Raw genomic sequence first — 13,485 nt, 5'->3', positions numbered from 1 at the left:
CTCAGTTCGGCGGGGGTGGCCTTGCACAGGCGGGCGAAGCGCTCGATGGGAGCGTAGTCGGTGGGCACGCTGGTGCCGTGGCAGTACCGGTGGAGTGTGGAAGGGCTTGTCCCCAGCCGCTTGGCAAGGGCGCTGTAGCTGAAGGGAGTGCGCCCCTTCAGCTCCTGGAGGAGCTCCGCCAAGCCACCCACTTCGGCATCCGTCATAAGTGCCCCCGCTTACATGATGTCCGGGCTCCGGGCCTCTTGCCGTGCTGTGTTGCGTTGCGTTGCGTTGCGTTTCAGAGGCTATCCCACCGACCCGCATTCCTGCAGGACAACCAGGGTGGAACGTTCTGACATCCCATTCTCCCTCAGACCTCTGGTGATGTGAGGGCCGCTTCGGTCAAGGTGAGATGGCCACCACGGCAAGACCGCCTTCATTTCCGCACAGCGGTCCCGCCGGCTGACGTCTCCCGCAGACGATGGCCGATGCGACCACAGTGCGGCAGTGACGAGCATGGACACGCGTCCGGGAATGGCACAACGCGGATGGGATGCGTTCTGGTGGAGGTACGAGTAGTTGTGAGTCTTCGGTGCAGTGGTGGACAGCCACCGTACTGATCAGGATGGGACGGCCTCGTCCCCGAAGCTAGGGAACACTGCATGAAAAGAATGAGTGTTCGGCGCAGGGTTGCAGCCGGCGTCTTTGTCATCGTCACGGTCACGGCAATCGTTGCTTTGGGGCCTGGCAGCTCGGTGGGGCAGGTCAACGCCAAGCCTGGCGTGCCCGCCGCCGAGGAGCGTGACCGAGGTGAGAGGGAGGTCGGGACGAACGACGATTCGTTGTCCACGCGATCTTCAGAGGCAGGCGACAAGGCGCGAGCCGCTTCGATCAACACAGACTTTCTGATCGTTGACGCGGCACCAAGTCAGGCACCTGGGATGACCGGTGTATCCGTTCACTGGATCGGCCCTTCCCATCGCAGCCCGTACTCGGAGTGGGACTGGATTGAGATCCTCGAAGGCCCTTCGCGGGTGACATGGGACTGGGTATGCACCAAGAAGAAAAATCACTGCGACGGCGCCAATGGGGCGACGTTCATTGACACCGGCGACCTGGAACCCGGCAAGACATTCACCATCAAGTACTGGTCCAACGGTGGACGGTTCACCAACGGCACACTGCGTGCTGAGGCGGAGTTCGTCTCGTGAGCGCCCCGAAAGGAATCACTTGGTTGTGGATTCGCGTCCTGGCCGGGATCATCACGCTGATGCTCGCAACCTCGTGGATCTACCCCAGCTCCACGGTGGCAACGACAAAGACCCCTGCTCGGGTGGCAACGCTCACGACGAGCGTGGAGCAGTCCGACGCCGTGCTGGAATTCGCTCTTGCGGTTCAGAGGTTGATCTGCAGTATGCGCGAAAGATTCGCGGATCCAGATCCCACACCAGTCGGGCCTCACGGGTTCACCCGTAGGCTCATCGGAACAGGCGATGAGGGAACTCGGAATTGGGGCCTGGTCGGGGTCGGCCACCTCAACTATCTCGACGCCGATGAAGTTCAACTCGTCGTGGACCCGGACGACCTGTATATCCGGGGGTTCTATCGGCGGTCCAACAACACTCTTTACCACTTCCGGGGAGCTGGGGTTCCCGACGAACTCCTCCGAGGTGCGAACAGAGTTCAGCTCGGCTTTCCCGAGAACTATCGTGACCTCGCCACAATCACGGTCGATCAAGCCAACATCAGGGGAGCCGTCGACAGCCTGCTGCACAACAGCCAGACGGGCGTGGGCAGTCCGCTTCAGAGCGCGCTGGAACTCATGGCTGTCACACTCGCTGAAACCGCCCGTAACAGGATGATCAATCACGAAGTGTACAACGCGCTTCGCCAGGACGGTGCATGGCATGTCGGAGCACATGCCGACGTCATCACCAGTTGGAACCACATGGGCGGTGACATCAGGGCTGCACTGGAAGACGGCGACTGGGACCGAGAGCGCGGACGATATCTTCTCGACGGCCAGCATGGCGGGAGCCGTAGGGCCTACAGCGCCACCTTTCTGCTTGGGGTCGTCTACCTGGTCAAGAGGCGATAGAGTTTCGAGGCGGCGGCTGCGAGTCGGGCGCAACGGGCCGTTAGCCTCGATCTTTCATGACGGGCCGTCGACGGAGTCGGCGGCCCGTTTCGCTGTCCGTGGCCGCAACCCCCGCCGGTGCCCTCACGACCGGCCGTTGGCACGCCCGCTCCAGTCGCACGGTCGGCGGCCTCGACGAGCCGGCCGGGCACCCAGAGATAGGCGAAACGCGTGGGTGCCGGAATGCGACCTGGCTCTTCGACACCCGGACTTCGACCGTTCCCTCCAGCAGGGAGCGCACTCGTTCGAAGACCGCCAGGCCGAGAGCGTCGCTCCCGAAGAACCGTTCCTAATCAGCGAGCAGGAGTGAGTCTTGGACCCATGCCTGGTCAGCTGGCGCATCCCGAACGGTTGTGGATGCGCTGGTCACCCGCGTTCGCGCCGCGTCCGGCGACACGGATCGTGTCCGTGGTCCGGGGATGCGGGGGCGGGTTTCCTCACGCCCGCGGGTGCCGTGTCCGGCCTGGGCGGTCCGATGCCCCACACGATCTCTCTGGTCGTGTGGGGGCGGTGCCGTCCGTCGCCGGACGCGGTGCCCGAGAGCGCGTCGCCCGATCGCGACGCCGGCGGCGTCGTGGCGGGTGGTCTTGCGGTTCTTGCTGCTGAGGGGTTTCTGCCAGTGCTCGGCGCCCCAGCGGGAGGTGTAGGCGGGGTCGACGACGACGATGGTGATGCCGAGGCCGGCGGCCATGGACACGAGCCGTGCCCGCAGTTTGGCGACGGGCATACCGGAGATCAGCTTGCGGAACCGCTTCTTGCGGCCGTGCTTCTCCCGCGTCTTGTCCGCGCCGAAGTCCAGGTCCTCGATCGCGATGGAGACGCCTTCGCGCCGTGCCCAGTGAAGGAGGCGGGTGAGGGCGTGCCTGACCTGGGCGTCCCGGTAGGTGGCCGGCCCGTCGAGATCGTAGAGGAATCGGCGGGGCTCACCCGTCGGGTTGCCGTGCTCGTCCAGACGCCACGCTGCGAAGTGGTCGGCGTTGGTGTCCACACCGATGAGCCCGTTCGCTCTGGCTGCGGTCAGGGGAACGGTCTGGGCCGGCGGGATCGTCCACGACGCGGTGAGGTACCAGCGGTTCCGGTCCGCGTCCAGGTGGATGCGGTAGGCGACAGCACGGTTCGCCGTCACGCGGTCGGCCCACTCTTCGCCGCGGTGCCGGAAGGTGATCCGGCCGTCGAGCACATACCGGCCGTGCGGGGCGTTGGCCAGGTGCGCCAGCGGAGCCGGAAGCCTGATGCTGACCTCGCCGTCGGAGCTGACGCGGATGGTCTCGTTCCCGAAACGCTTCCCCGACTCCCCGTCTGCCTGGAGGAACCAGCGTCCGGCATCCCAGCGCCTGCGTCACTTGTACTCGGTCAGCTGGGCGGCTTGCAGATTGTGCCGGTTGCGGGCCAGTCGCTTCCCGCCCCGCGCCACGTGCACGACACCGGCCTCACGATCGGACCCACGAGGAGATGGACGAACGCCTCCACCGGGTGCTCACCGCCAGGACACCCGGGGACCTCGCGCCCGCGCTGGCGTCCCTCCCCCAGGGCACAGCGGACACCACGTCCACCCTCGCCGCTCTCAGCGGACGGATCCGGCGGCGCGGCGCCTGGCGGGTGCCTCGGCGTCTCAAGGTCGAGTCCGCCTTCGGAAAGGTGCACCTGGACCTGTCCCGCGCGGTCATCGAGCACCCGGTGGTGGACATCGAGCTGCAACTCGGCACGGGCAGAGCCAAGATCACGGTGCCTCGCGACGCGGTCGTCGACACCGAGAATCTCCAAACCGTGTGGAAGGACCGGCTCTACAAGCCTCGGCAGCGCACCCGCCCCGGCGGTCCGAAGATCCGTATCGCCGGGACCATGGGCTTCGGACGGCTCAAGATCCGCCACGCGCGGCGCTGATGCCCGATCTTCCGGACTCCCGGGATCACCTGCTCTGCGCCCGCCGTCCCCGTCCCCGTCCCCCCACGAACTCACGGCCTGTAGACGGACTGCAGCTTGGCCACCTGCCCCTCTCCGTCGAAGCTCAGGTCGTACCCGACGCCCGCGGCGGCCGCGGAGTCCAGTCGCTTCAGCAGGGTGACGAACTCGGTCTGGGAGAACGGCAGAGGCTCGGCCCGGCTGCCACCGGACGCGTCGGCGTCCCGTACCGGGGCCGTCAGCAGAACCCGGGCGTCATCGGCCATGGCCACCGTGGTGAAGGCCCCCGGTGGCGGGGATGATCTCCCAGGTGTCGAACCGGGTGTTGACCTTCTTCTGGGCGGGCCGCACCGTCGGCGGGACCTTCTGGGGTCCAGCGAGGCTGACCCGACGAATGATCTCGTGAGGCGACTCGGCCCAGGCTTCCCGCGCGCCGTGATGAGTTCTGCGGCCTCCGGCGGTCGTACTGTCGAACCCGTCACCAAGGAGGACTCCGATGCGCAGCGTGACCTACTCGATGAGCGTTTCACTGGACGGCTATATCGTCGGGCCGGACGGCGACTTCGACTGGGGGGCACCCGACGAGGAGGTCTTCCGCTTCTGGATCGACGAGACCCGGGAGGTCGGCGTCCACCTGCTGGGACGACGGCTGTACGAGACGATGCTGTACTGGGAGACCGCCGACCAGGACCCCTCGCTCGACGACGCCATGCGCGAGTGGACCGCGCTGTGGAAGCCGCTGCCGAAGGTGGTGTTCTCCACCACGCTGTCGGCGGTGCGGGGCCAGGCCCGCCTGGCGTCCGGCGGCCTGGCGGAGGAGATCGAACGGTTGCGCACCGAGCCGGGCGAGGGCGACATCGCGATCGGCGGCGCGACCCTGGCCGCCGAGGCGGCCGCGTTGGGTCTGATCGACGAGTACCGGACCATGGTCTACCCGGTACTGGTGGGCGGCGGCATCCCGTTCTTTCCCCGGCACGAGCGCCGGGTGGATCTCGAACTCGTCGAGACCCGCACCTTCAACTCGAAAGTCGTCCACCTCCGCTACCGCGTGGCGCGTTAGCCGACCCGCCGCCTTGCCCATCAGCCCGCGGGGAAGCGTGTCCTGCTGCTTGTCGATACGCGCGTAGCGGGTGGCGTCCTATTCTCTGACCGGCAGGTATTCACGAAGCGGCGGTCCAGCAGGGCGAGTCGGCCGGTGGTGGCTCGCGAAGTTCCACTGTGAACGGTCAACATCCGGGTCCCAGTGAAGCAGCACCGCCGTGCGCCGGAACTCCCCGGCCATCGCGGCCGGTTCGCCGTTTCCCGCGCGCACCGCGGCGATGCGCTCCGGCAGGTCCATCGCAGCCCCCCGCACTCCCCGTCGCTCCCCGTGACGTTCCGTACCGTGCCGGGCCGCACGGACAGGAGGTCGCCCCGCCCGGCGGGCGCGGGCGCGGGGGCGCCCGCGAACATCTTTGGGCCGTCGGGGTGTTCGCGGGGCGCGGGTGGCTCGGGCCGCCTGGGACCCCGGGGCTCAGGCCGCGGCGGGGCCGTCCGGCATGCCGTAGGCGTCGGCGATCAGCTCGTACGAGCGGAGGCGGGCATCCGCGCCGTGCACGTTCGAGGTGAGGATCATCTCGTCGGCACCGGTGCGCTTCGCCAGTGCGTCCAGCCCCTCGCGGACCGCTTCCGGGGTGCCGTGGACGATGTTGCCGACCCAGCTGTCGACGAAGCCGCGCTCCCGCGGGCTCCACGGGTACGCCTCGGCCTCCTCCGGGGTCGGGACGAGGCCGGGCCGGCCGGTGCGCAGGCGGAGCATCGACAGGGCGCCGGTCATGATCTGGCGGCGGGCCTCCTTCTCGTCCTCCGCCGCGAGCACCGCGACGCCGATCGCGGCGTACGGCTCGTCGAGGACCGCCGACGGGCGGAAGGACTCCCGGTACAGCTCAAGGGCCGGAAGGGTGTTCGCCGCCGAGAAGTGGTGGGCGAAGGAGAACGGCAGTCCGAGGGAGCCCGCCAGCTGTGCGCTGAATCCGCTGGAGCCGAGCAGCCAGACCTGCGGCCGGCCGGCGGACTGCACCCCGCCGGGCGAGGTGGCCTGGACGGGGCCGGGGACGGCGTGGATGCGGCTGTACGGATGGCCGTCGGGGAAGGCGTCGTCCAGGAAGCGGGTCAGTTCGAGGAGTTGCTGCGGGAAGTCGTCCGCGCCCTCGTTGAGGCGGTCGGTACGGCGGAGGGCGGCGGCGGTGGCGCCGTCGGTGCCCGGGGCGCGGCCGAGGCCGAGGTCGATCCGCCCGGGCGCGAGGGCTTCCAGGGTGCCGAACTGCTCCGCGATGACCAGCGGGGCGTGGTTGGGGAGCATCACGCCGCCGGAGCCGAGCCGGATGCGCTCGGTGTGCGCGGCGAGGTGGGCGAGGATCACGGCCGGGGAGGAGCTGGCGATACCGGGCATCGAGTGGTGCTCGGCCACCCAGAAGCGGTGGTAGCCGCGGCGTTCGGCGGTACGGGCCAGTTCGGTGCCGGTGCGCAGCGCGTCCTCGGCGGTGGATCCGCTGCCGACGGTGGCGAGGTCCAGGACGGACAGCGGGACCGGGGCGGTGCCCCGCGTCGTGCCGCGGATGGTGTCGTGCTCGGTGGCCATGCGGCCTGCCTCCCTGATGGGTCTCTGTCCGGGCGCTCACGCGGCGCGCTTGCCGAGGTCCGCGTGCGCGTTCCCGCGTGCCGGCCGGACAACCGGAGAGCTACTCCGGTTATTCCCGGCCCTTCCCGCCGCCCTCCCCGCACCGCTCATCACATAAATGGGCGAATGAGACAGAGCGGATCGAATATCGCCAATTGCTCCGGAACCCCTCCAATCAGCCGCCCGTCTCTCCTAGATTGATGGCCGCGCGCCGCCGCCCCGGGGGCAGGGTGCCCTCGGCGACTTCGCGGCGGCACGGGGGAGTTCACATGCTCAAGACAGTGAGGAACACCACGGTGATCAGCGCGCTGGCGCTGGCGCTGGCGCTGGCCGCTCCCGCCACCGGGGCGGTGCACGCGGTACCCGCGAAGCCGGTGCCCGGGAACGCCGGACAGCCGGCCGCGGCCACGGCCCACCCGGGCACGGCGGCGGACGCCCCGGCCGGGAAGCGGACCTTCACCTCGACCGCCGTCAGGGACGGCGGGAAGTCCACCCTGCGCATCACGCTCGACGCGGCACCGGACGGCTCCGCGCCCGCGCTGACCGGCGCCGAACGGAAACAGCTGCGGTCCGTCCTGGGCACGCCCCCGGCCGCCGCCCTCTCCGCTCCGCCGGCCGGAGCCCGGACCCCCGCGGCGGCACCGGACGTGAAGCGCCGGGGACCGGCCATCCTGCGCTGCGACAAGAACCCGAGCTGGAGCGACGCCAACGGCACCCTCCACGCCCGCTTCAACTGCCGCCACTCCACGATCAACTGGGGGTTCCGGATCTCCGCGCGGGTGCAGTCCGTCATCACCGGCCCGGTCCGGGAGAGGGGCGTCTCGTGGTGGAAGAACGGCAAGGCGATGCCGAGGAACGCCGGTCACGTGGTGGGGAAGAACTACCTCTTCCACGGCACGCTCAAGCCGGTCCGGCATGATGACGTCGTGCAGTTCCAGGACCACATGACCTTCCCGGTGCGGATCGGCGGGCGGCCCGGGGTGGGCACCCTCACCTGGGCCGCCGCCGTCAAGGCGAAGAAGTAGCGATGGGCCCCGGCACCACCGCCGTACGGAGCTGGGCGGAGGCGATCCTGCGCCAGCTCGGGGACCCCGCCGGTCACACCCTGGAGGTGACGGGCGGGGCACCGGACGGGCCCGCGGCACCGGAGCCCGGCCCGGCGGCCTTCACCTCCCGGCTGCGGGTGCGCTCGGACGAGAGCCGGACGGATGACGGGGGCCGGACGGACGACGAGGGCAGGTCGAACGACGGGGGCCCGGCGGGCGACGGGCGTGCCCACGGCACCGGAGCGGGCGCCGGGGAGAACGCCGCGCCGGGTGGCGGAGAGCACCGGGCCTCCCCCGTGGCCGTCACGCTGGCCTTCCGCGACGGCTCCGCCGTGGAGGTGCTCCTCGGCGACGGGCTGAGCGAGGCCGAGGCGGTGGCTCTCCTCGCCGGGCAGTTGCAGGAGGCCGTCCTGGAGGCGGCCGGCGGCGCGCCGGTTCCCCCGTGCCCGGTCCGCGGGCACGGCCACCCCCCGGTCGCCGAGGTCGTCGACGGGACCGCCTCCTGGGTGTGCCCGCAGGGCGGCGGAACGCGTCCCGTCCTCCCCGCGCCGGGAAGCCGGCCCGGGACCCGGGCCGGGGGCGGCACGGGGACGTAGCGGGCCGGTGCGCGGGGCCCTCCTCCACGACTCCGCACCGCGCCCGGCCGCGCGGACACGGCCCTCCGGAGCACCGCTCCGGAGGGCCGTGTCCGCGGTCCTCCTCTTTCTCCTCCCCGTCAGGCCGCGGCCGCGGCCGCGGAGAAGAGCGCTCCGAGCCGCGGCCGGTGCGGCACCGGGTGTGCGAGCAGCCGCAGCCCTTCGCGGACGGTCACCTGGTTCGCGGTGAGCACCGGCTTGCCAAGCTCCGCCTCCAGCCGGGCGATGTACGCGGCGGTGTGCAGCGCGGTGTCCGGCAGCAGCACGGCCTGCGCCTCGGGGTGGTCGCCCGCGCGGGCGAGGGCCCGTACCTCCTCCCAGCCCCAGGTGCCGACCTCGGCGGCCGTGATGATGCCGCTGCCGCGCATCGCCACGACCTCCGTGCCGAAGGACTTCAGAAAGGCGGTGAACAGCTCGGCGACGTCCTCCGGATAGGTGGCGGCGACGGCCACCTGTTCGACGCCCAGGTCTCCGATGGCGTGGGCGAAGGCGAAGGAGGTGCTGGAGGCCGGAAGCCCGGCCACCTGCGCCAGTTCGCGCACCTGTTCCTGTGCGCCTTCGCGGCCGAAGACGAAGCTGGCGCTGGTGCAGGCCCAGACGACGGCCTGCGCGCCCCGCGCCCGGAGCTCGTCGACCCGGGCCGCCAGGCGGGCGGCCGACCCCATCTCCAGCAGGGCGTCGACGCGGTGGGCGTCCTCGCCGATGTCGGTGTGGACGAGCGGCAGCCGGACGGCGGGGGAGGCGCCGGTGACGGCGCCGGCCAGACCGAGCGCCCCGTCCCCGGCGCCGGAACCGCCGGTGGCCGCGCTCCCCGGCTCCATGTCGCCGCCGTCCCCCGGGCCCGCCCCGGCCAGCATGGCCTCCAGCCGCGGGTAGTCGTCCTCGGCGGAGTACCCCGGGTACAGGAAGCCGACGGCTGCCGCGCCGGGGCCGCCCGCCGTCTCCGTCCCGGCCTCCGCCGCCCTGACCGCGGCCGTTGCCGGCGCCGCTCCCGTCACCGGGCCGGCCGTCGTGCCGGTCGCGGCACCCGTCGTGCGGGGCGTGGTGCCGGTCGCGGCGCCCGTCGTACCGGTCGTCGTGCCGGAAGGGGTGCCGGGGGTCGTCAGCTCTGCCATGCGTCTCGCTCTCCTGCCTGTTGGGTCTCGCCGTGCCTGTCGCCCCCGTTCCCCCGTCCCCCTCCCCGCCCCTCCCTTCCGCTCGGCCTGCCGGCCTGCCGGCCGTACGCGCCGTACGGGTTCAGAGCGGTGCCGGGCCGGCCGGATCGTCCGGGTACAGCGGCGCGTCCAGGGCGTCCGCCGCCTCGCTCTCCGCCCCCGCGCCGCCCGCCGCCCCGGCGAACGCCGCCTCCGGCTCCCCGCGCCCGTCCCCGAACGGCACCACGGGGCCGAGCCCGCCCGGGCCGCCGAGCACCTCCGCAGCCGCCGGGCTCTCCGGCAGCACGCCGGACGGTGCCGGGGGCACCGCCTGCGGGGGCGGCGCCGGGGATGCGGGGGGCGAGGCCGTCATCGACGCCGGACCGCGTCTGGCCACCGGGTCGAGCAGCGCCTGGTAGGGCCCCACCGCCCGCTCCCCGATCCGCCGCAGCGCCGACCACATCGTCACCTGATTGGCCGACAGCACCGGCATCCGCAGCTCCGCCTCCAGCTGCGGGATGGCGTCGTACGTCGGCAGATTCGTACAGCTGATGAAGAGCGCGTCCGCGCCGTGGGTGACCGCCCGCCGGGCCATCTCCACCACCGACCGGTAGGAGACCTTCCAGATGTGGCAGGTCAGGCCGAGGAACTCGCGGTCGGTGACGGTGACCCCGCCCTCCGCCAGATACTCCTCCAGGGACTGGGTGACGGAGGCGGTGTACGGCGTGACCAGGGCGATGCGCCGGGCCCCGATCTCCGCCAGCGCCTCCAGCAGGGCACCGGAGGTGGTCAGCGCCGGGATCTCACCCGCCTGGGCCATCGCCGCGCACATGGCGCGCTCACCGGCGAGGCCGCCGACGAAGCTGCCGGAGGTGCAGGCGTAGGCCACGACCTCGGGGCTGACCGCGCGCAGCGTGTGCGTGGCCTCCCGGAGGGTCTCGTGCTCACTGACCAGCCGGGCCAGGTCGAGACTGACCTCGACGGGCACGAACGGCGTACGGGTCAGATGCAGCGAGACCTGGTCGGGAGCCCAGCGCCACAGCTCCCGGTCCAGCGCGAAATCGAACGGTGCCACGACACCCACGCCACGTTGCGGGCGAGGGCCACCCAGAAAAGAGATGTCCATTCCGAAGCCCCAATACGAACGGAGGGCAGGCCGAAGCCGAGGAAAGAGGGCGGTACCACAGAAGCGAAAGCCGTGCACGCCGGGGCGCCGGGACAGAAGCCGACACGTCGTAAGCCGGGTCGGCATTACCCGTATTGACGAAGGTAGTTTCCGGTCCCTAGCGTGGTCAATCCCAGTTCTCCCGCCGTTTTTCCCGGCTCCTCTCCAGCGAAGCGGAGAGACGTTTCGAAATGGTTTCCCACCCATGACCGACAGCACCCTGCTCGTCCTCGGCGGCGAGCCCGCCCCCCGGCTCGACCGGCTCTCCGGCCGGGCCCGAGTCGTGCACGCCCGCGACGCGGAGTCGCTGGCGGCGCTGCTGCCCTCCGCCGACGCCCTGCTGGTGTGGGACTTCACCACCGATGTGCTCCGCGGCGCCTGGCCCGGCGAGGGGCGCCGGCCGCGCTGGGTGCACACCGCCAGCGCGGGGGTCGACCGGCTGCTCTTCCCGGAGCTGACGGACTCGGACGCGGTGGTGACCAACGCCCGGGGGATCTTCGAGCAGCCCATCGCGGAGTACGTCGCCGGGCTCGTGATCGCCTTGGCCAAGGATTTGCCGGGCAGTTGGGAACTCCAGCAACGGCGGCAATGGCGGCACCGGGAAACGATGCGGCTGGCGGGCAGCCGCGCGGTGGTGGCCGGCTCCGGCCCGATCGGCCGGGCGATCGGCCGTACACTCGCGGCACTGGGTGTCGTCGTGGAACTCGTCGGGCGCACCGCGCGGGAAAACGATGCGGAATTCCATCGCGTGTACGGCAACGCGGCTCTGAAAGATCTTCTGCCTTCCGCCGACTGGGTGATTGCCGCGGCTCCGCTGACGGAGGACACCCACGGAATGTTCGACGCGCAAGCTTTTTCGCTCATGCGCCCGACAGCCCGGTTCATCAATGTCGGGCGGGGGCAGCTGGTGGTGGAACGCGATCTGACCGAGGCCCTGGTCAAGGGTTCGCTCGCGGGCGCCGCGCTGGACGTCTTCGAGGAGGAGCCGCTCCCGCCGGACAGCCCGCTGTGGGACGCCCCGGGGCTGCTGGTCTCCCCGCACATGAGCGGGGACACGGTGGGCTGGCGCGACGCCCTGGCCGAGCAGTTCATGGACAACTTCGACCGCTGGGTGGCGGGAGAGCCCCTGGTCAACGTGGTCGACAAACGGCTCGGTTACGTGCCGGTGCCCTGAGCACCGGTGGGCACCGGTGCCCCGAGCGGCCCGGACACGTCCGGCGCTCCCGGCGGCTCCCGGCCCGGCCCGCCACCACGCCCGGCCCCGGGCGCGGCACCGCGGGCACCCCGGGCGTCCGCCCCGCACCCGCGCAGCCACCCCCCGCACCCACCCGCCACCCGCAGCTCCCCCGCCGCATCCCCTGGAGGCCCCGATGACCGAGCTCTGCGACCTCACGGCCACCCGCCTGCTCGCGGGCTACGCCACCCGCGCCTTCTCCCCCGTCGAGGTGGCCCGCGCCGTCCTGGAGCGGATCGAGCGGACCGAGCCGGTGGTGGGCGCCCATGTGCGGGTGGACGCCGAGAGCGCCCTCGCGCAGGCCGCCGAGTCCGAGCGGCGCTGGCTGCGCGGCGAGCCGGCCGGGCTGGTCGACGGCGTGCCGGTGTCCGTGAAGGATCTGCTGCTGCTGCGCGGCGGGCCCACCCTGCGGGGTTCGCACACCGTGGACGCCGGTGATCCGGCCGCCTGGCAGGAGGACGCCCCGGCGGTGGCCCGGCTGCGGGAGCACGGCGCGGTGTTCACCGGCAAGACGACGACCCCCGAGTTCGGCTGGAAGGGGGTCACCGACAGCCCGCGGCACGGGGTGACCGTCAATCCGTACGATCCGCGCCGCACGGCGGGCGGGTCGAGCGGCGGGAGCGCGGCGGCGGTCGCGGTGGGCGCGGGGCCGCTGAGCCTGGGCACGGACGGCGGCGGCTCGGTCCGCATCCCCGGCTCCTTCTGCGGGATCTTCGCGCTGAAGCCGACGTACGGCCGGGTGCCGCTCTACCCGGCGAGCCCGTTCGGGACGCTGGCCCATGTGGGCCCGATGACCCGGGACGCCCGGGACGCGGCGCTGATGATGGACGTGATCACGGGCCCGGACTGGCGGGACTGGTCGCAGTCCGACCGGGTGCCGGCCGACTTCGCGGCGGGTCTGTACCGCGGAACGGAGGCGGTGGCGGGGCTGCGGGTGGCGTACAGCGCCTCGTTCGGCGGGCGGGTGGCCGTCGAGCCGCGGGTGGCGGCCGCGGTACGCCGGGCGGTGGATCTGCTGTCCTCGCTGGGGGCCCAGGTGGAGGAGGCCGAACCGCCGCTCGCGGAGGACCCGGTGGAGGCGTTCCACACCCTGTGGTTCAGCGGGGTGGCGCGGGTGGTGCAGCCGCTCGGCCCGGAGCGGCTGGAACTGCTGGAGCCGGCGCTGCGCGAGGTGGCGGAGCAGGGCGCGGCGTACACCGCGCTGGACTATCTGACGGCGGTGGACGTCCGGATGGCGCTGGGCCGGGAGATGGGCCGCTTCCACGAGACGTACGACCTGCTGGTGACGCCGACGATGCCGGGCACCGCGTTCGAGGCGGGCGCCGAGGTGCCCAAGGGCTCCGGGCACGCGCGGTGGACGGGCTGGACGCCGTTCAGCTATCCGTTCAACCTCACGCAGCAGCCCGCCGCGACCGTGCCCTGCGGGCTGGACGGCGACGGGCTGCCGATCGGGGTGCAGCTGGTGGGGCCCCGGCACACGGACGGTCTGGTGCTGCGCGCGGCGCACGCGCTGTACGAGGCGGGCGTCGCGGACGAGGTGCCGCCGCCCGCCGCGGGCTGACCGGGGCCTGCACCGGTGCGGCCCGGGCCCG

General features: G+C 71.8%; 13 protein-coding genes and 2 pseudogenes. 8 read left to right on the top strand and 7 right to left on the bottom strand.

All coding sequences use genetic code 11. From position 1 onward, the window contains the following. Window positions 1–53 precede the first annotated feature (53 nt). A pseudogene (locus SXIN_RS32375) lies at window positions 54–206 on the bottom strand (helix-turn-helix domain-containing protein); the annotation flags it as partial. A gap of 438 nt (window positions 207–644) precedes the next feature. Between SXIN_RS32375 and SXIN_RS31310 the strand changes: the two are divergent. Both SXIN_RS31310 and SXIN_RS20220 read left to right on the top strand, forming a co-directional pair. Beyond that, on the top strand, window positions 645–1,193 hold the full coding sequence (locus SXIN_RS31310) for a hypothetical protein (RefSeq protein ID WP_157916319.1): 549 nt from the start codon (window positions 645–647) through the stop codon (window positions 1,191–1,193). A gap of 59 nt (window positions 1,194–1,252) precedes the next feature. Beyond that, window positions 1,253–2,080, top strand: coding sequence for a ribosome-inactivating family protein (locus SXIN_RS20220; protein WP_157916318.1), 828 nt, complete (start codon window positions 1,253–1,255; stop codon window positions 2,078–2,080). Window positions 2,081–2,408: 328 nt separating this feature from the next. Here the strand turns inward: SXIN_RS20220 and SXIN_RS20215 are convergent. Continuing rightward, a pseudogene (locus tag SXIN_RS20215) lies at window positions 2,409–3,560 on the bottom strand (IS200/IS605 family accessory protein TnpB-related protein); the annotation flags it as partial. 11 nt (window positions 3,561–3,571) lie between these two features. Here SXIN_RS20215 and SXIN_RS20210 point away from each other — a divergent pair. After that, window positions 3,572–4,003, top strand: coding sequence for a DUF1707 and DUF2154 domain-containing protein (locus tag SXIN_RS20210; RefSeq protein WP_019711467.1), 432 nt, complete (start codon window positions 3,572–3,574; stop codon window positions 4,001–4,003). 71 nt (window positions 4,004–4,074) lie between these two features. Here the strand turns inward: SXIN_RS20210 and SXIN_RS20205 are convergent, their stop codons facing one another. Then, entirely contained in the window at window positions 4,075–4,287 is a 213-nt protein-coding gene (locus SXIN_RS20205) for a hypothetical protein (protein ID WP_019711468.1), read from the bottom strand. 230 nt (window positions 4,288–4,517) lie between these two features. Here SXIN_RS20205 and SXIN_RS20200 point away from each other — a divergent pair, with 230 nt between their 5' ends. After that, window positions 4,518–5,081, top strand: a complete 564-nt coding sequence (locus SXIN_RS20200) for a dihydrofolate reductase family protein (RefSeq protein WP_019711470.1) — start codon at window positions 4,518–4,520, stop codon at window positions 5,079–5,081. A 78-nt stretch (window positions 5,082–5,159) separates the two neighbouring features. Here SXIN_RS20200 and SXIN_RS30990 read toward each other — a convergent pair whose 3' ends face one another. Together SXIN_RS30990 and SXIN_RS20195 are read right to left on the bottom strand one after the other, a co-directional pair. Continuing rightward, window positions 5,160–5,360, bottom strand: a complete 201-nt coding sequence (locus SXIN_RS30990) for a hypothetical protein (protein ID WP_157916317.1) — start codon at window positions 5,358–5,360, stop codon at window positions 5,160–5,162. A 174-nt stretch (window positions 5,361–5,534) separates the two neighbouring features. Then, complete coding sequence (locus SXIN_RS20195; protein ID WP_019711471.1) at window positions 5,535–6,641, bottom strand: LLM class flavin-dependent oxidoreductase; 1,107 nt, start codon at window positions 6,639–6,641, stop codon at window positions 5,535–5,537. A 308-nt stretch (window positions 6,642–6,949) separates the two neighbouring features. On the opposite strand from SXIN_RS20195, the gene SXIN_RS20190 reads away from it, so the two are divergent. Further along, window positions 6,950–7,705 (top strand): hypothetical protein, encoded by a 756-nt coding sequence (locus tag SXIN_RS20190; protein ID WP_019711472.1) that lies wholly within the window; start codon window positions 6,950–6,952, stop codon window positions 7,703–7,705. A 2-nt stretch (window positions 7,706–7,707) separates the two neighbouring features. After that, window positions 7,708–8,322 (top strand): hypothetical protein, encoded by a 615-nt coding sequence (locus tag SXIN_RS20185; RefSeq protein ID WP_095757320.1) that lies wholly within the window; start codon window positions 7,708–7,710, stop codon window positions 8,320–8,322. A gap of 119 nt (window positions 8,323–8,441) precedes the next feature. Here SXIN_RS20185 and SXIN_RS20180 read toward each other — a convergent pair whose 3' ends face one another. Further along, complete coding sequence (locus SXIN_RS20180; protein ID WP_095758114.1) at window positions 8,442–9,266, bottom strand: maleate cis-trans isomerase family protein; 825 nt, start codon at window positions 9,264–9,266, stop codon at window positions 8,442–8,444. Between the two features lie 331 nt (window positions 9,267–9,597). Beyond that, window positions 9,598–10,620, bottom strand: a complete 1,023-nt coding sequence (locus SXIN_RS20175) for a maleate cis-trans isomerase family protein (RefSeq protein WP_095757319.1) — start codon at window positions 10,618–10,620, stop codon at window positions 9,598–9,600. 244 nt (window positions 10,621–10,864) lie between these two features. On the opposite strand from SXIN_RS20175, the gene SXIN_RS20170 reads away from it, so the two are divergent. Both SXIN_RS20170 and SXIN_RS20165 read left to right on the top strand, forming a co-directional pair. Further along, complete coding sequence (locus SXIN_RS20170) at window positions 10,865–11,833, top strand: D-2-hydroxyacid dehydrogenase (RefSeq protein ID WP_019711474.1); 969 nt, start codon at window positions 10,865–10,867, stop codon at window positions 11,831–11,833. A 196-nt stretch (window positions 11,834–12,029) separates the two neighbouring features. Beyond that, window positions 12,030–13,454, top strand: coding sequence for an amidase (locus SXIN_RS20165; RefSeq protein WP_095757318.1), 1,425 nt, complete (start codon window positions 12,030–12,032; stop codon window positions 13,452–13,454). Window positions 13,455–13,485 lie beyond the last annotated feature (31 nt).

The sequence above is a fragment of the Streptomyces xinghaiensis S187 genome (genome assembly GCF_000220705.2).
GTDB lineage: Bacteria > Actinomycetota > Actinomycetes > Streptomycetales > Streptomycetaceae > Streptomyces > Streptomyces xinghaiensis.
Note: the sequence above shows the minus strand (reverse complement) of the source record. Positions and strands in the feature narration are given on the sequence as shown.

Bases quoted from the DNA above. Each gene is read 5' to 3' on its own strand.
- SXIN_RS20165 (WP_095757318.1), top strand. From the start codon at position 12,030: ATGACCGAGCTCTGCGACCTCACGGCCACCCGCCTGCTCGCGGGCTAC.
- SXIN_RS20170 (WP_019711474.1), top strand. From the start codon at position 10,865: ATGACCGACAGCACCCTGCTCGTCCTCGGCGGCGAGCCCGCCCCCCGG.
- SXIN_RS20200 (WP_019711470.1), top strand. From the start codon at position 4,518: ATGCGCAGCGTGACCTACTCGATGAGCGTTTCACTGGACGGCTATATC.
- SXIN_RS30990 (WP_157916317.1), bottom strand. From the start codon at position 5,360: ATGGACCTGCCGGAGCGCATCGCCGCGGTGCGCGCGGGAAACGGCGAA.
- SXIN_RS20175 (WP_095757319.1), bottom strand. From the start codon at position 10,620: ATGGACATCTCTTTTCTGGGTGGCCCTCGCCCGCAACGTGGCGTGGGT.
- SXIN_RS31310 (WP_157916319.1), top strand. From the start codon at position 645: ATGAAAAGAATGAGTGTTCGGCGCAGGGTTGCAGCCGGCGTCTTTGTC.
- SXIN_RS20220 (WP_157916318.1), top strand. From the start codon at position 1,253: ATGCTCGCAACCTCGTGGATCTACCCCAGCTCCACGGTGGCAACGACA.
- SXIN_RS20205 (WP_019711468.1), bottom strand. From the start codon at position 4,287: ATGGCCGATGACGCCCGGGTTCTGCTGACGGCCCCGGTACGGGACGCC.
- SXIN_RS20185 (WP_095757320.1), top strand. From the start codon at position 7,708: ATGGGCCCCGGCACCACCGCCGTACGGAGCTGGGCGGAGGCGATCCTG.
- SXIN_RS20195 (WP_019711471.1), bottom strand. From the start codon at position 6,641: ATGGCCACCGAGCACGACACCATCCGCGGCACGACGCGGGGCACCGCC.
- SXIN_RS20190 (WP_019711472.1), top strand. From the start codon at position 6,950: ATGCTCAAGACAGTGAGGAACACCACGGTGATCAGCGCGCTGGCGCTG.
- SXIN_RS20210 (WP_019711467.1), top strand. From the start codon at position 3,572: ATGGACGAACGCCTCCACCGGGTGCTCACCGCCAGGACACCCGGGGAC.